This window comes from Borrelia tillae (assembly GCF_055693965.1).
In genome coordinates this window covers 105663-121190 of the sequence record NZ_CM146346.1, presented here as the reverse complement: position 1 = coordinate 121190, position 15528 = coordinate 105663, and the positions used below count along the sequence as shown (strand labels likewise).

General features: G+C 30.0%; 18 protein-coding genes and 2 pseudogenes. 19 read left to right on the top strand and 1 reads right to left on the bottom strand.

Annotation, left to right across the window (positions count from 1 at the left end):
• The first annotated feature begins 11 nt into the window (after positions 1-11).
• From ACWUD1_RS00630 to rseP, 12 genes and pseudogenes are all read left to right on the top strand, one after another.
• Positions 12-1676 (top strand): 30S ribosomal protein S1, encoded by a 1665-nt coding sequence (locus ACWUD1_RS00630; RefSeq protein WP_472756657.1) that lies wholly within the window; start codon positions 12-14, stop codon positions 1674-1676.
• Positions 1669-2271 carry a tetratricopeptide repeat protein gene (locus ACWUD1_RS00625; protein WP_472756656.1) on the top strand — a complete coding sequence of 201 codons (603 nt, stop codon included), beginning with the start codon at positions 1669-1671 and terminating at the stop codon, positions 2269-2271. Before ACWUD1_RS00630 ends, ACWUD1_RS00625 begins: the two co-directional genes overlap by 8 nt.
• 31 nt (positions 2272-2302) lie before the next feature.
• Positions 2303-3070 (top strand): hypothetical protein, encoded by a 768-nt coding sequence (locus tag ACWUD1_RS00620; RefSeq protein ID WP_472756655.1) that lies wholly within the window; start codon positions 2303-2305, stop codon positions 3068-3070.
• Between the two features lie 12 nt (positions 3071-3082).
• A pseudogene (locus ACWUD1_RS00615) lies at positions 3083-3360 on the top strand (hypothetical protein).
• Complete coding sequence (locus ACWUD1_RS00610) at positions 3350-3562, top strand: hypothetical protein (RefSeq protein WP_472756654.1); 213 nt, start codon at positions 3350-3352, stop codon at positions 3560-3562. Before ACWUD1_RS00615 ends, ACWUD1_RS00610 begins: the two are co-directional and overlap by 11 nt.
• Positions 3505-3948, top strand: a complete 444-nt coding sequence (locus ACWUD1_RS00605; RefSeq protein WP_472756903.1) for a Maf family protein — start codon at positions 3505-3507, stop codon at positions 3946-3948. Before ACWUD1_RS00610 ends, ACWUD1_RS00605 begins: the two co-directional genes overlap by 58 nt.
• A 38-nt stretch (positions 3949-3986) precedes the next feature.
• Complete coding sequence (rpsB, locus tag ACWUD1_RS00600) at positions 3987-4736, top strand: 30S ribosomal protein S2 (protein ID WP_472756653.1); 750 nt, start codon at positions 3987-3989, stop codon at positions 4734-4736.
• Positions 4737-4769: 33 nt separating this feature from the next.
• A complete protein-coding gene (gene tsf / locus ACWUD1_RS00595; protein ID WP_472756652.1) occupies positions 4770-5606 on the top strand; it encodes a translation elongation factor Ts in 837 nt (278 codons plus the stop codon).
• A 31-nt stretch (positions 5607-5637) separates the two neighbouring features.
• Complete coding sequence (gene frr / locus ACWUD1_RS00590; protein WP_472756651.1) at positions 5638-6192, top strand: ribosome recycling factor; 555 nt, start codon at positions 5638-5640, stop codon at positions 6190-6192.
• Between the two features lie 4 nt (positions 6193-6196).
• Positions 6197-6888, top strand: a pseudogene (gene uppS / locus ACWUD1_RS00585) (polyprenyl diphosphate synthase).
• Complete coding sequence (locus ACWUD1_RS00580) at positions 6878-7741, top strand: phosphatidate cytidylyltransferase (RefSeq protein ID WP_472756650.1); 864 nt, start codon at positions 6878-6880, stop codon at positions 7739-7741. The pseudogene uppS and the gene ACWUD1_RS00580 overlap by 11 nt, the downstream one beginning before the upstream one ends.
• Positions 7742-7758: 17 nt before the next feature.
• The gene (rseP, locus tag ACWUD1_RS00575) at positions 7759-9054 is read left to right on the top strand and encodes an RIP metalloprotease RseP (protein ID WP_472756649.1); all 1296 of its coding nucleotides are present in this window, start codon (positions 7759-7761) and stop codon (positions 9052-9054) included.
• Between the two features lie 92 nt (positions 9055-9146).
• Here the strand turns inward: rseP and trhA are convergent, their stop codons facing one another.
• Positions 9147-9839 carry a PAQR family membrane homeostasis protein TrhA gene (gene trhA / locus ACWUD1_RS00570; RefSeq protein WP_472756902.1) on the bottom strand — a complete coding sequence of 231 codons (693 nt, stop codon included), beginning with the start codon at positions 9837-9839 and terminating at the stop codon, positions 9147-9149.
• A 238-nt stretch (positions 9840-10077) separates the two neighbouring features.
• On the opposite strand from trhA, the gene ACWUD1_RS00565 reads away from it, so the two are divergent.
• The 7 genes from ACWUD1_RS00565 to dnaB all read left to right on the top strand — a co-directional run bounded on the left by ACWUD1_RS00565 (position 10078) and on the right by dnaB (position 15500).
• A complete protein-coding gene (locus ACWUD1_RS00565) occupies positions 10078-11775 on the top strand; it encodes a PTS transporter subunit EIIC (protein WP_472756648.1) in 1698 nt (565 codons plus the stop codon).
• Between the two features lie 15 nt (positions 11776-11790).
• Positions 11791-12330 carry a methylated-DNA--[protein]-cysteine S-methyltransferase gene (locus ACWUD1_RS00560; protein WP_472756647.1) on the top strand — a complete coding sequence of 180 codons (540 nt, stop codon included), beginning with the start codon at positions 11791-11793 and terminating at the stop codon, positions 12328-12330.
• Between the two features lie 83 nt (positions 12331-12413).
• On the top strand, positions 12414-12821 hold the full coding sequence (rpsF, locus tag ACWUD1_RS00555; RefSeq protein WP_472756646.1) for a 30S ribosomal protein S6: 408 nt from the start codon (positions 12414-12416) through the stop codon (positions 12819-12821).
• Between the two features lie 20 nt (positions 12822-12841).
• Positions 12842-13282, top strand: a complete 441-nt coding sequence (locus ACWUD1_RS00550; protein WP_472756645.1) for a single-stranded DNA-binding protein — start codon at positions 12842-12844, stop codon at positions 13280-13282.
• A 12-nt stretch (positions 13283-13294) separates the two neighbouring features.
• Positions 13295-13585: a 30S ribosomal protein S18 gene (gene rpsR / locus ACWUD1_RS00545; RefSeq protein WP_472756644.1), complete on the top strand. Its 291-nt coding sequence runs from the start codon at positions 13295-13297 to the stop codon at positions 13583-13585.
• A 15-nt stretch (positions 13586-13600) separates the two neighbouring features.
• Entirely contained in the window at positions 13601-14095 is a 495-nt protein-coding gene (rplI, locus tag ACWUD1_RS00540) for a 50S ribosomal protein L9 (protein WP_472756643.1), read from the top strand.
• A 16-nt stretch (positions 14096-14111) separates the two neighbouring features.
• Positions 14112-15500, top strand: coding sequence for a replicative DNA helicase (dnaB, locus tag ACWUD1_RS00535; RefSeq protein ID WP_472756642.1), 1389 nt, complete (start codon positions 14112-14114; stop codon positions 15498-15500).
• Positions 15501-15528: the final 28 nt, after the last annotated feature.

Genomic DNA, 15528 nt, shown 5'->3' with positions numbered 1-15528 from the left:
GAGAGGTGAGGATGGAAAATCAAGAAGATTTGCAAGAAAATTATCTAAAGGTTCTTGAAAAAGTAGAGCTAGGTAGTAGTGTTTCTGGTGTTGTGATAAACATCATGAAAGATTATGTGCTTGTAGATATTGGTTATAAGTCTGAAGGTTTTATTAAAATTGATGAATTTGAAACCATTCCAAATGTTGGAGATAAGCTTGACGCAATAGTTACAAAAGTAGGGGGAGAATTAGGATTGGTTCTTAGCGTTTCAAAGCTTGATGCTCTTAATTTGCAAGATAAGGTTGACGAGTATATTGCAAATAGGAAGGTACTTAAAGGCAAGATTTTAGTTGAACTTTCAAATGGTGGTTATAAGGTTCAGATTAATGAGAATGTTACTGGATTCATGCCAGCTTATTTAAGTTCTATGTATAAGGATGAAAAATTAAAACGAGGGTCAAATGTTGAATTTTATATTATTCAGGCAGATAAGACCGAGGGGCTTAGGATTATTCTTGATAGACGAACTTTAGAGCGTGAGCGTGAATTTTTAAAGAGAAAAGAGATTGTTAGTTCTTATAACGAAGGTGATATAGTTGATGGTGTTGTTGAGCGAATTACGGATTATGGTGCTATTATAAAGATTAAAAATCTTGTTTTAGGGGTACTGCACAAAAGGAATATTGCCTTTAATCGAGTTGAGAATGTTGAAGATTTTATTCGTGTTGGTGACAAGTTAAGGTTAAAAATCATCAAGTTGAGTACCAATACAGGAAAGATTGAATTGTCACTTAAAGCTTTAAAGACAAATCCTTGGGATTTTGTTGAATCTAAATATAAGATTGAGAGTATTGTGAAGGGTAAAATTGCCAGGATATTACCCTTTGGTGCTGTAGTTGAACTTGATAGTGAGATATCAGGATTTTTGCATATAAGTAATTTTTCTTGGGTGAGGGTAATAAAGAGTCCTCAAGAATTAGTTAAAGTCGGACAAATAGTAGAAGTTAAAATTTTAGATATAGATAAAGAGAATCAAAAAATATCTTTAGGTATTAAGCAAGTTAATGAAAATCCATGGAACAGTTTGGCTAAGAGATGTGAAGTTGGTAAGGTTATTCAAGGTGTTGTGAAAAATATTACAAAGGCAGGTGCTTTTGTAAGTATTGAAGAAGGCATAGATGCATATGTTAGTAAATTTGATATTTCTTGGATTGATGAAGTTAATCCTGAGGAATATTTTGAATTGGGAAGTTCAATTAGTGGGAAGGTGATTGAATTTGATGTTAAGAGGCAAAACATTAGGTTGGGAATCAAACAGCTAGAAGAAAATCCTTGGGATGATTTTTCTAAGAGCTATAAAAAAGGTGATGTTCTTGAAGTTGAAGTTGTAGAGAAAAAATCCAAAGGGGTTCAAGTAAAAGTTTATGGTAAAATAATGGGATTCATTAGCAAGATCCAACTTGGAGATACAAAAGAATCCAGTTTGGAAACTTTTGAAAAGTTAAATGTTGGCGACAAGCTTAAGGTTATAATTACCAATATTGATTTTAAAAACAGGTTAGTCTTATTGTCTTATAGGGCATATAAAGAGCAGAAATCAAGTGAAGAAATCTCTTCTTATTTATTTAAAGAAGATGATGAAGAATCTTATAAACCATTTGCAAATTTATTAAAAAGGAATGCTGATGTTTAAGAATAAGTTTTTGGTAGGTATTCTTGCAGCTATTGTTTTTGTGGGAAGTATTATTTTTTTTTATGAATTTATGGATGTGAATTATGTCAAAGCAGGTGGAGAAATAGTAGAAAAGCTTGAAAATGATTTAAAGCTTTATTTAAAAGAAAATAATGATGAAGAGAAAGGTAAATTGGAGATTGAAATAGAAGAATCTGCAAAAAAACGAGACGATGTTGCTCGCGAATTCCTTCCACGGTTTTATCTTGCGAGGGCTATTTATTTTCAAAGCAAAGGTTTATATAAAGAAGCTCTTGAAGATTTAGAGATTGTGATTGGTTCGAAACATATTGAAAGGGAGCTTGCTTATATTAATAAAGCTATGGTTTATGAAAAAATGGGTCAAGTGGAAGAAGCTTTGTCGGTGTATAATGATATAATTGGGCAAACTAAATTAGATTTTATTAAGATTAGAGCCTTGCTTAGTAAGGCAATATTAATTGAAAGTGAAGATAAAGAATCGGCTATTGATATATATGGACAGATTATCAATTTTCCTTATGAAAATAATTTGTATATCAATATCGCCAAGAATAAACTTTTACAGCTTAGATAGTCTGTGGTAGTTTTTGTTTTTTAGGTTTAGGATGATAAAGTTTTGTTATGGCATATTTTTAGTTATTTTTTTATTGATATTTGGTTGTGGGATTGAAAGTGTTATTATAGTTGATTCTCCTGTAAAAGTTGATACTGAAATTTCTAGAGATATTCTTGCTTTCAAATTACCTTCTGGATATTTTAGTCAATCGAATAACTTTAAAGTTAAGGGTATTGATATTTACTATAAATTTTATCCAGAGAGTGATAGGTACAATTTGGGTGGTTTTACAAAGACTGTTGAAAGAGATTTTGATGCTCTAAAGAGCGTTTTTAATAATGTTAATGAATTCAACAGAAGAGGATTTTATAAAATTAATTTAGACAAAGATTGCTTTTCAGGAAAGCCAACTGTAAAACTGGATAAACAGTGGATTGTAGGACAATTTCCTTTATATTTTGAACTTAATTTTGAAAATTTGAGAAAAAATACCCCTGGTTCAGTTTCTATTAATATAAGAAGGGGTAGTGATTCTTCAGCACCTCTTCTTAGAAATATTAAACCCATATATAGATCTTATGTTATTGATGGTTTATATGTTAAATTTTCCGAAGCTTTAAAAAAGAATAAAGTTTCAGATAATAATAATCGGCCATTTGATCTTGCACATATTAGCAATAACTTTTTTACAAGTGATGTTTCATCTAAGTATAATTTGGTGATTTTTGTAATGGCAGTGGGTAATGCTATTGAGGATGATATTTATAGTGTTATTGTGAATATAGGCAGTTTACATAGTTTTGAGTTGGCCAGTTAGTTAAAGGCAGCTATGATCACATTTTTTTTTCATTTGATCTTAACTAATATTATTGTTTCTTTTATAGTAAGTTTTATTGTTGTTTTTTTTAATATATTGAGATTTAAGTTTTTATTAGTTTATTTGATAAGTTTTTTAGGAAGTGTTTTATTTTTATTTTTTATACCTTTTTTTATTCCGATTATCATGATAGGCGAATAGATATTTTGTTTTATTTGTTCCCAATTGTTGGTTCAATAGTGTTGATATCTTTATTAAAGTTTGCTGAGAGGAGTAAAAATGATTTATAAAGAGAATTTTGAAATTGCACTTGTATCAAACTCTATCATTAGAGCTGAGTTGTTAGAAGTTTTAAAAATTAATTTTTTATCACTCAGTGTTAATGTTGATGAAGATTTAATTATGAAATCGGGAGAGAGTGATCTACAGAAAGGATATCCGTTTTTAAACTCACAAGCGCTATTGATAAATATGGTAAAGATAAATGTTTAATTACCGCTGATACTCTGGTAAAAACTGGTTCAGTTTATATTGGTAAAATAAAAGATGAAAATGAAGCTTTTAGTAAGATAATGGGATATAGTAATAAACTTGTTGAAGTGGAGACTAGTTTTTGCATCTTTATTCCAATTAGAGAAAAAATAATTAAAGCCCGTGAAGTTTCATTTATTAAATTTCGAGAATTATCCCCAGATGTCGTTTATCATTATATTGCACTTGGTCATTGGAGATATAAATCCGGAGGCATAAGTTTAAAGAATGGTGTTGCAGATATTTTGATTGAATATATTAATGGTAGTTATTCTAATATAATAGGCTTACCAATTGGTTTGTTTTATGATATTCTTATTAGAGAAAATATAATTTCCGCTATGTAAGAGTAGTTGAGTAAAAGCGAGGGATTTAGGAGGTCGTTTTGGCAATTATTACTATGAAGAGTCTTTTAGAGGCTGGAGTTCATTTCGGGCATCAAGTAAAAAGGCTGGATCCAAGGATGAAGAGGTTTATCTTTTCAGAGAGAAATGAAATACATATTTTAGATTTACAGAAAACTTTGCAAGGTATTAAAGATTCATATGAACTTGTTCAAAATGTTATAAAGAGCGGTAAAAAAGTCTTATTTGTTGGTACTAAAAAACAGGCGAGTGAGATCATTGAGCAAGAAGCTAAAAGAAGTGATATGCCTTATGTTAATAATAGATGGCTTGGTGGAATGCTTTCAAATTTTAACACTATTAAGAAGTCAGTTCAGAAGTTAAAAAAATTAGAAAAAATGGAAGTTGATGGAACATTTGATATGCTCAGCAAAAAGGAAGTTTCTCAACTTAATCGTGAAAAGCTAAAATTAGCTAAGAATTTAACGGGAATTAAGGATATGGAAGAGCTTCCTGGAGTTGTTTTTATTATTGATCCTAAAAGAGAGCAATTAGTAATTAATGAGGCTAGAAAACTAAGTATTCCTATAATCTCAGTTGTTGATACAAATTGCAATCCGGATGTAATTGATTGTCCAATTCCTGGAAATGATGATGCAATTCGTTCTGTTGCTTTATTCACTAAGATAATATCTGATGCTATCTTGGAGAGTGATAAGGAAGTTGGAATTCAGATAGTTGAGAATTTGAATGAAGAAGACTTAATGAGTGAAATTGAAGTTAAGAATTAGAAAAAAGAATCAAGAGATATGTAAGGAGAAGATATGAATATTAGTCCTCAAGAAGTGAAAAGGTTAAGGGATGCAACTGGGGCTGGGTTTGGCGATTGCAAGAAGGCACTGGATGCTGTTGGTGGTGATTTTGAATTGGCTAAGAAGAAACTTAGAGAGATGGGTATTGCGTCTGCTGATAAAAGGAGTGGTAGGGATGCTAAGGAAGGGCGGGTATTCTCTTATATAAATAAAGAGAGAGTTGGCCTTTTGCTTATTTCATGTGAGACAGATTTTGTTGCCATGAATAATGATTTTGCAGCTTTTGGGAATTCTTTGATAAGACAATTAGTTGAGAGTGGCAAAGATTCTTTAGATGAGAAGCAAGAGCTTGAGATTAAAAATTTAGCAGCTACAATCAAAGAGAATATTCATGTGAGCAAATTTTATGTTTCGGATATCAAGTCTAATGAACTTGTAAAAAGTTATCTTCATGGAGAGCAATGTAAGATAGGGGTATTTGTGAAATTAAGGGTAGATGATGTTTCTAAGATAGAAAATGATAGTTTAAATAGCCTTGCTATGGACTTAGCTTTACATATAGCAGCTTTTGCTCCTCTTTATTTAAGCATTGGTGATATTTGTTCCAATTATATTAAAGAACAAGAAGAAGTATTTATGAAGCAGATGGAAGGTAGTGAAAAGCCTGAAAATGTAATTAAAGGCATAGTATCTGGAAAACTGAAAAAGCATTTATCTGAGATTACTCTTTTGGAACAGGGATTTGTAAAAGATGATAAATTTACTGTTAAAGAGAAGATTAAAGAAGTTTCTGATGCAATTTTAACTAAGATTGAAGTAATAGATTTTAAGTATTTAAGCGTTGGATAAATTTATGATTCCTAATGTTTAGGAGGTTTGAATGGAAGAATATAAGGCTTTATTGGATGAAAAGATGAGTAAGGTGCTTTTGTCTCTTGAGAATGAATATAAATCTTTAAGGACGTGTAGGGCAAGTAGTGCTCTTTTTGATAAAGTACTAGTTGATTATTATGGAGAAAAGACCCCCTTAACTAGAATTGCCAATATTAGTATTCCTGAGGCAAGACTTATTATAATTCAACCTTGGGATAAAGGCTTACTGCCTAAAATAGAGCAAGCTATACTTAATTCAGATCTTTCTATGAATCCTTCAAGTGATGGTTCAGTTATTAGGATTAAAGTTCCTGTATTGACTATTGAGAGACGTACAGAAATAGCTAAACAGGCAAAAAAGATTGCCGAAGAATATAAAGTTGCGGCTAGAAATATAAGACAGGAATTAAATAGTAGGGCTAAAAAGCAAGAAAAGGGTTCTCAAATTACAGAGGATGATTTACGACGGATTTTAGATTATATTCAAAAAGATATTAATGCCTATATCAAGAAAATAGATGAAATTTTTGATTTAAAGGCAAAGGAGATAATGGAAGTTTAAGTTTATGAGTACTAATTCCCTTCCAATGCATGTTGGAATCATCATGGATGGAAATAGAAGATGGTCTTTAGACAAAGGTCTATCCTTTTTTGAAGGACATAAAGAAGGATTGAAAAGAGCCAGAGATATAGTTAAGCATTCTATTAAATTAGGCATAAAATATTTATCTTTGTATGTTTTTTCTACAGAAAATTGGAATAGAACAAAAACTGAAGTTGAATATTTAATGGCTTTGATTGCTGATTATTTAAGATCTGAATTTGAGTTTTATAGTGCAAATAATATAAGGCTATTAGTATCAGGAGATATTGATACTTTAGGTAAAGAAGTAAGAGAGTCTATTATTGATGCTATTAATTTTACAAAAAATTTTGATGGTCTTGTGCTTAATTTAGCCATTAATTATGGCGGTCGAAATGAAATAGTTAGAGCTTTTAATAAAATTTTGAAAAATGGTTTATGCTTTGATACTTTAGATGAATTTAACTTTGCCAAGTTTTTGGATAATCCGGAACTTTGTGATTTGATCTTGTAATTCGTACTGGTGGAAACGTGAGGATAAGTAATTTTCTTTTATGGAGAATTGCTTATTGTGAATTTGTTTTTTCAAGTGTCTTATGGCCAGAGTATTCCATTCTTCATTATGAGAGAGATTTAGAATCTTTTAAGAATAGGAAGAGGAATTTTGGGCAATAAGCGTTTATTTGATCTTAAGTCTAAGAAATTAACATTTATTGCGAGACTTGGGACATTTCTATTTTTTGTTCCTTTGGTTTTATCTTTGATATTTTTAGAGTTTAAGAATTATTTATTAATTAATATTTTAATTTTTATGTTTAGTGGAGTTTCTGCAAAGGAACTTAATGATTTGCTTAAAGCCAAGTCTTCTTCTATTTCTAGTATTCTGTCTTTTTTTCTAGGAGTATTCCCTCCAATATTTACATATGTGCATTTCAATATTTTTGATTTGGGTATAAATGTAGTATTCTATTTGGTCATAACTTTAGTTTTTAGCAATTGGATTGTTAACTTGGTTTTTATTAAAGAAAATGAAATTGTTAACTTTTTATCACAGGCAACTTCAATAATTTTCATACTTATATATCCGGGTGTTTTAATGTCATTTATTGTTGCTATTACTACTTTGCCAAGAGCACCTATTCTTTTGTTAATGCTTTTTTCTATGGTTAGTGGCAATGATACTTTTGCCTATCTTGTTGGATATTTCTTTGGGAAAAATAGTTATAGGCCTACAATTATAAGTCCTAATAAAACGATAATGGGATTTTTAGGTGGTATACTATTTTCTGTAGTTTTTGCATTAGGGGCAGTATTCTCAAGGTTAATAAATTTAACTTATGGAGAAGCTATGATTTTTGGTGTTTTAATAGGATTTTTTACTATTATAGGTGATTTATTTGAATCTGGACTTAAACGTAGTGCAGGAGTTAAGGATTCTGGAAATATTATTCCTGGTAGGGGTGGTGCGCTTGATTCAATTGATTCATACCTTTTAACAGGTCCTATATTTTATTTATATTTATCATAATTTTTGGGAGTAATTGAATGTATATTTTTTTCAGCATTTTGGCTTTTTCTTTGATAATATTCATTCATGAATTAGGTCATTTTTTATTTGCCAAGCTTTTTAAAGTTAAAGTTGAAGTTTTTTCTGTAGGAATAGGGCCTAGTCTTTTTAAGATTAAAATAAAAGAAACTGAGTATAGATTTTCTCCTATTTTATTAGGGGGATATTGTAAGCTTAAAGGAACTGAGCATTTAGAAAATGAACTTAAATTAAATAGACAACTTGAAGCAGATAAGGATTCTATTTTTGGTGTTTCTAATTTTAAGAAAATATTAATATATTTTGCGGGTCCCCTTTTTAATTTACTTTTTGCGTTGACACTTTTTAGTGTAATAGAAATGATAGGTATTGTTTATCCTGATTATTCTGGTAAAATAGTTATTCCTGGCAATGATTCTTCGAGTAAATTTAAGAATGGGGACGTTATTTTAAATGTTAATAATCATGATATCAGATATTTTTCTGATTTAAAAAGAATTATTCCCTTAGAAAAAGATTCAAAAGTGACGTTTACGGTTTTAAGAGATGGTGAGAGTGTTAGTTTTGAAGAATATACTAATTTAGCTAAGCTTTTAAAAGAAATTAGCCCTTGGCTAGATCTTATTGTTGCTAAGGTTAAAACAAATTCTTCAGCTGAGGTTGCAGGTCTTAAACCTAATGATAAGATAATAGGCATGAATGGTGTGATGTTAAATAATTATGAGGAGTTAAATAATTTTATTGCTCAGCTTGATGTTAATGTGGTTGATATTAAGTATGAAAGAAATGGTGAGATTTTAACTTCAAAATTAGTATTTCAGGATATTAATAAGAGTTTGGGAATTTATTTATTACCGGGTTTGGAACAACGGTTAGTTAAAGCGGATAATTTAGGAATTGCTATTAAAAATTCTTTTAATAGAATTTTAGATGTTTTGAACCATGTTTTCTACTTCATTTTTAAATTGTTTACTAATTTTAGGAATAGTGCTCAAAATTTTTCAGGACCTGTTGGTGCACTTAATGCTCTTGTTGGTTCCTTCTCTTTTGGAGTTTTGTATTGGCTTGATACAATTGGTATTTTTAATTCAATTCTTGCCGGCATGAATCTGTTTTTTATTTTCATTCCAATGCTTGATGGGGGTCAAATTTTTATTACTTTGATTGAAATCGTGCGTAGAAAACGATTTAGGGCAAAATTTATTTATTACTTTTATGTTGTTGGCATTATATTGATGTTAATTCTTTTTATATTAGGATTTTTAAATGATTTGCGCAGTTTAGGGCTAGGTTAAAAAATTTTGTTTTTTATTTATTTTTTCCTTAATTTATCTTTATCATTCTAATCATTTTTAATGATTAGAATGATAAAGATTTTCAATGTTGATCAATAGGGATAGGGAAGTATGTATTTTAACATGAACCAAAAGTGCGCAAATGATGCAAGTAATATTAAGATATGAAAACAATCATGCATTCTCATATCTGCAATTGGATTAAGTTTTTTGCTTAATGAGTATACTATTCCCCCTAGTGTGTAAAGAATACCCCCAATGGTTAACCACATAAATCCTAGTGTAGGAAGAATATTATAAATGAGTTTTATTCCAAATATAGCAATCCACCCCATAACTATGAATATACACCCATTGATCCATCCAGGACTATTGACGTGTATTGATTTAAAAATAATGCCGAAGATAGCAAACCCCCAGACCGTCATAAGGATTATTTTTCCATAGATATTTGTGAGAAGAATTAGACATGGAGGGGTATACGTTCCTGCTATCAAGATAAATATTGAAATATGATCAAATTTCCTAAATAATTGTTTTATTGAGCTTCCCTTTTCAAAGATATGATACAAAGTGCTCATTGTATATAGTAATATCATTGATAAGCCATAGATAAGAAATAATACTGCGTAGAAGTACTTTTTAGAAGTAATTGATAAAGTAATGAGGACTGTTGTTCCTATTATTGATAAAATGATACCAGCTAGATGTGACATTGAACTAAATAATTCATTTTTAGGTATTGTATTATTATGTAATTTATATTTTTTATTTTTTTTATACATAAATTCACTCATTGTGATATATTTCCTTATTGTTAGAATATGTACTTATTCTTATTTTAGGCATATTAGCACAAAAAAAATATAAATCAGATGATCAAAGATAGTTTAGTATAGAATTAATAGTTAAATCAATGAGTTAAATAATTTTTTTTCTTAAATTTTTCTTTTAAACAGATAACTTTTTATAAAAAAAGCTATATAATAATAGTGTCTTAAATTTTTGGTGGAGAGGCTCAGGGTGATAAATATAAATATTTTTAAAGTTCTTAAGTTTGCGAATTTACAAAAATTTTCTGGTGCAATAAGATTTCCAATTTCTGTTTTTGCAGTTTTTGGTTTAATGTTAGGAGTTGGCTCGGTACTGTCAAATCCTTCTAGTTTGTTTTATCTTGACAATATTGTTTTTAAGATTGTTTTAGGACTTATCAAAAATATAGGTAATGTGATTATTATGAATATTCCATTGCTTTTTGTTATAGGGGTCACTATTGGAATTGCTAGAGCTCAAAAAGGTCCTGCTGCATTCTCTGGCATTATTGGGTATTTGATTTTTAATGTTACTGAAAATTATTTTCTTGAGTTATCTTCAACACTTGTTGAATCTAATTTAATGTCTTCTGCTGGTCAAATAAATATTTTAGGAATTCAGACCTTAAATACGGGTATTTTCGGTGCTTTAGCAGTTGGACTTTTAATTGGATATTTACATAATAAGTTTCATTTTGTTAGTTTTCCTGAACCTTTTAAGGTTATTTCAGGAGTACGATTTGTTCCCATAGTAATTATTCCTTTTTGTATTTTATTGGGAATAGTATTTGTTTTCATTTGGCCATATCTTAATGAATTAATTACTTCTTTTGGGCTCTTTATCTCTAAATTTAATTATTTTGATAGTTTTCTTTATGGATTTTTAAATAGATTGCTCATTCCCTTAGGTCTTCATTCTATTCTTTCCTTTCCTTTTAATTTTACGTCACTGGGGGGGACTGAAGTTATTAATGGTCAAGTTTTTGGTGGTATTAATAATATATTTTATGCGCAATTAGCAAATCCATATCTCGTTAAATTTTCTTCAAGCATTGCCAGATTTCATAGTGGATTTTATCTGTCTATTATGTTTGGGCTTCCTGGAGCAGCGTTTGGAGTTTATAAAGGAATCATTCATGGTGATAAAAGCAAGATTTTTCCTTTGCTTTTAACGGGAACTTTTGCAGCTTTTTTAACTGGAATAACAGAACCTTTAGAATTTTTATTTGTTTTTACAGCACCTTTGCTTTATTTTATACATGCTATTTATACTGGATTTGCATTGTTGCTTGCTAATGTATTTGATATTACAGTGGGAACTACTTTTTCTACTGGTTTTTTTGATTTCTTTATGTTTGGAATATTACAAGGACATGACAAAACAAATTGGCTCTATTTATTACCATTAGGATTTGCATTTTTTGCTTTGTATTATTTCACTTTTAAGTGGCTTTATAATTATTTCGATTTTCAGATTTTTGATATTGGTGAGCCATTTTTTGCAGGTAATGAAGGAGAAGTTGAAGGAATTGGCATTGCACATTTGATATTACAAGGTCTTGGGGGTCTTGATAATGTTCAGGAATATAGTGTTGCTACTTCAAATTTAAGTTTTATTGTTTTTAGTCCTGAGCTTATATCTGAGGATATTCTTAAAAAAACAGGTGCTTTGAATATCGTTACAATTGATAATATAATTAAAGTTGATTATGGAAAAAACGTTCATTATATCAAACAGGCGATTGAAAATTATTCCCCTGAGAAGTTGCTTAAGGCTAGTGTTATTGTTGCGTCTGATAATGTTAAACAAGGTATTAAAGCATATATTGAAATGAAAGAAGATGATAAACTTGAGAAACAGGGCGCAACAGGCAAACTTTATAAACTTAATAAAGATGATGAGGAATAATTGAGATTGGTTTAATTGGAGCTTTATATTAGAAATTATGGATTTGTATTAGATAGATTATTTTTTATTATTTATTTTAAAGAGACTTCTGAAGGAATGAAGATTTTAAGCTGGGATATAGATTTTAAAGAGAAATATTTAGGTTATAAAAATTTATTTGATTTTGATTGGATAAAAGTTATTGTTGCTTCTTTTAAAACAGCTTATTATGACTTTATCAATAAAGGAGTAAATTTTATCCTTAAGGGCATTGATCACTTTTTAATTAAGAATTATACTGATAATCAGTTAAAGGTCTATTCAGCTTTGGCCAAGACTAATTTTGGTGATATAATGACTTATGCTGAGCTTGCAGTTAGTGCTGGATTTAGTAATACATATGCTAGATTTGTTGGGCGTTGTATGGCATTTAATAGATACCCTTTAATGGTACCTTGTCATAGAATCATTTCTAAGAATATTAAGATGGGGTCTTATAATTGTTCAGGTGGGGTTCTCTTGAAGAAGTTTTTGCTTAATATTGAAAAAAATGAACTATTTTTATTTACTATTTAAATGATTCTATTATAATATTAATGTAACAAATAACCTTTACCATAAATTAAGTTTTATGGTGCTATAGACCATAAGGAGCTAAAATGATCAAGAAGTATGAGGCTTGTTTTTTATTTAAGAGTGAAGAGTTTGAGTATAAGTCTGCGTTAGAAGAAGTTAAAAAACAGTTGACAGCCTTTAATGCTAGTGAGCTTGTTGAAAATTCTCTTGGAGAAAGAGCATTAGAATATCTTATTAAAAAACAATCTCGAGGTAGATATGAAGTAATAGAATTTAAAATGGATAGTAATAATTTAAAAGAACTTGAAGTACAATTGAAGCTTATTAAAAATTTATTAAGATATATGATTTTAGTTAAGATTAATAAGAAGATTAATGTCAAAAAAGTTAAGAGAAGAAGTTTTAGAGAGTTCAAGGACATTAAAGAAAAAGAATTCTCAGAATCTACTAGTGTTGTTAATACTGATTCTGCTCTTTCCGATAAAAATTAAGTAATTATTGGGGGTTATAAATGGCCGATATTAATTCTTTAGTCTTATCTGGTAGACTTACCAGAGATTCTGAATTGACTTATACTGAAGCGGGTATTGCTATTCTTAAATTCGGCATAGCTAATAACAGGAGGATTAGGAAAAATGATGAGTGGATAGATTATGCACAGTTTTTTGATTGTGTAATCTTTGCCAAGAAAGCTGAGAGTCTTAGTGCATTTCTTAAGAAGGGTAAGCAAGTTGTGGTTAGCGGTTCTTTAAAATATGAAAGTTGGCAGGATAAAAGCACGGGAGACAAAAAAAGCAAATGTAGTATTTTAGTAGATGAAATTCAAATGTTTGGAAGTATATCACCTACTGCTCAAGGTACCAATAATATTGGTTTTGAGAGTTATAAGAAGCCTGATTCTCTTACGGATGTTGGTTTTGGTGGTGGTTTTAGTGAAGATATACCTTTTTAGGAGTTGAAGTTTATGTATAAAGATGTAGAGTCACATCAAAGGGATTCAAGAAGCGATGGGCATCAAGATGGGTTTAAGAAAAATCCTAATTTTAGATTTTTTAAGAAAAAAACATGCAAATTTTGCGATATGGATAGGGTGCCTGACTATAAAGAGTTTGATTTTCTTAAAAAGTTTATAACAGAACAAGGTAAAATCTTGCCTAGGAGAATTACAGGCACTTCTGCTAAGCATCAGAGGCGTCTTGCATTAGAGATTAAAAAGGCTAGATATATGGCTTTACTTCCTTTTGTGAAGCAGTAATTAACTGGAGGGTTTATGAGAGTAATTTTAAAAGGAGATTTCATTAATCTTGGCAAAGAAGGTGATACTGTTGATGTGAAGGATGGCTTTGCAAGAAATTATTTATTACCAAAAGGTTTTGCTGTTTTTTCAAATAAGCATAATATTGATATTTTTAATCAGAAAAAGAGAGCAATACTTAAAAGACAGGAAATGAGAAAGAAAATGGCCCTTGAGCTTAAAGAAAAGCTTGGCAAGGTTAGTTTAGAGTTTGTGATGCAGTCTAGTGATAGTGGCAAGTTGTTTCATAGTATTAATAGCGCAAATATTTCAGAGGAGCTTTTGAAACTTGGGTTTGAGATTGAAAGACGAAAAATAGATATACATCATGGTACATTAAAGGCTTTTGGAATTTATGATGTAACTATTAAACTTTATGAAGGAATTAATGCTGTTATTAAGGTTGAGATCAAAATGGAAGAGAAGAAAAAAGCCCTTAAGAAATCTAAGAGTGCAGAAAAAGAAGTTTAATTAAAAGGTACGACTTGTGGCTTTTATTTCAGTAGATACGGCCTCTACACTTCTTTTTAACGATGGTGCGGAAAAGGCAGTTCTTTCAAGCATATTTTATAATCCAGGTAAAGTAGAAGAGGCATTATTATATCTAAGACCAGATGATTTTTATAATCAAAATCATGAAATGATTTTTAAGGCTATGCTTTCTCTTTATGAGAAAAGAGAGAATATTGATCCAATAACTGTATTTGAAGAGATATCTTCTTTGATGCCTAAAGCACAGCTTTTAAATAATTTTAAAGCTCTAACGGGTTTGCAGGAGTACTTGAATTTACTTTCAGGATATCTTCCAACTGATAAAACTATAAATGTTTATTCAAAAATTGTAAAAGAGCATCGTATTAGAAGAGATATTTCCAAAATCTCTAGAGAACTTAATGATTTGGCTAATGATTCTACAAAAAAAGTTAGTCAATTTGTAGAGGAAGCACAAAGACAAATTCTTGCAATTGAGCTTGATTATTCTAGTAAGAATCTTAACCATGCAAAAGTTATTGCTGAAAGAGTGCATGCTGAAATATATGAGAGAAGTGTTAAAAAACGGGAAGTTAATTTTGGGATTCCGAGTGGTTTTAGAAAGGTTGATAGTCTTATTGGAGGTTTTCGAGAAAGTGATTTTATTATTATTGGTGCACGTCCTAGTGTTGGTAAGACTGCGTTTGCGTTAAATATTGCATCGAGTATTGCATTAAGGGGTAATAATCAAAAGAGAAAAGTAGGGTTTTTTTCTTTGGAAATGACTTCTGATGCCTTAATTAAAAGAATAATAGCAGCTCAAGCTAATATTGATAGTTTTAAAATTCAAAATAGTATTCTCTCAGGCCATGAAATTAAGGTGATCAATGATGTTGTAAATGATATTAGTAATTCTGAATTTTATATTGAAGATACTGCTAATATTAATTTATTGACACTTGCAACCCAGGCTAGGAAGCTTAAGAGATTTTCTGATATAGATATACTATTTGTGGATTATATTAGTCTTATTTCTCTTGAATCTAGGAATATTCCAAGACATGAACAGGTAGCTTCCATTAGTAAATCCCTTAAGGAACTTGCAAGAGAACTTAAGATTCCAGTTGTTGCACTTTCTCAGCTTACAAGGGATACTGAAGGTAGAGAACCTAATCTTGCTAGTTTAAGAGAATCAGGTGCATTAGAACAGGATGCAGATATTGTTATACTGCTTCATAGAGATAAGGATCCAAAGAATAATTTTGAAGATGAGGGACTAATAAATGCTATCGATACTAAAGTTATTATTGCCAAACATAGAAATGGTCCTACAGGGAGAGCTGATATATTGTTTTTGCCACATGTTGTTAAATTTGTTAATAAGGAATATGAGAGCAATTATTAATAGTGGCTATTGATTATTATGTTTTGTA

Excerpts from the sequence above, each read along its gene's own strand:
- ACWUD1_RS00610 (WP_472756654.1), top strand. The coding sequence starts at position 3,350 with ATGATTTATAAAGAGAATTTTGAAATTGCACTTGTATCAAACTCTATC.
- ACWUD1_RS00620 (WP_472756655.1), top strand. The coding sequence starts at position 2,303 with ATGATAAAGTTTTGTTATGGCATATTTTTAGTTATTTTTTTATTGATA.
- ACWUD1_RS00630 (WP_472756657.1), top strand. The coding sequence starts at position 12 with ATGGAAAATCAAGAAGATTTGCAAGAAAATTATCTAAAGGTTCTTGAA.
- rpsF (WP_472756646.1), top strand. The coding sequence starts at position 12,414 with ATGATCAAGAAGTATGAGGCTTGTTTTTTATTTAAGAGTGAAGAGTTT.
- trhA (WP_472756902.1), bottom strand. The coding sequence starts at position 9,839 with ATGTATAAAAAAAATAAAAAATATAAATTACATAATAATACAATACCT.
- rseP (WP_472756649.1), top strand. The coding sequence starts at position 7,759 with ATGTATATTTTTTTCAGCATTTTGGCTTTTTCTTTGATAATATTCATT.
- rpsR (WP_472756644.1), top strand. The coding sequence starts at position 13,295 with ATGTATAAAGATGTAGAGTCACATCAAAGGGATTCAAGAAGCGATGGG.
- ACWUD1_RS00550 (WP_472756645.1), top strand. The coding sequence starts at position 12,842 with ATGGCCGATATTAATTCTTTAGTCTTATCTGGTAGACTTACCAGAGAT.
- frr (WP_472756651.1), top strand. The coding sequence starts at position 5,638 with ATGGAAGAATATAAGGCTTTATTGGATGAAAAGATGAGTAAGGTGCTT.
- ACWUD1_RS00625 (WP_472756656.1), top strand. The coding sequence starts at position 1,669 with ATGTTTAAGAATAAGTTTTTGGTAGGTATTCTTGCAGCTATTGTTTTT.
- rplI (WP_472756643.1), top strand. The coding sequence starts at position 13,601 with ATGAGAGTAATTTTAAAAGGAGATTTCATTAATCTTGGCAAAGAAGGT.
- tsf (WP_472756652.1), top strand. The coding sequence starts at position 4,770 with ATGAATATTAGTCCTCAAGAAGTGAAAAGGTTAAGGGATGCAACTGGG.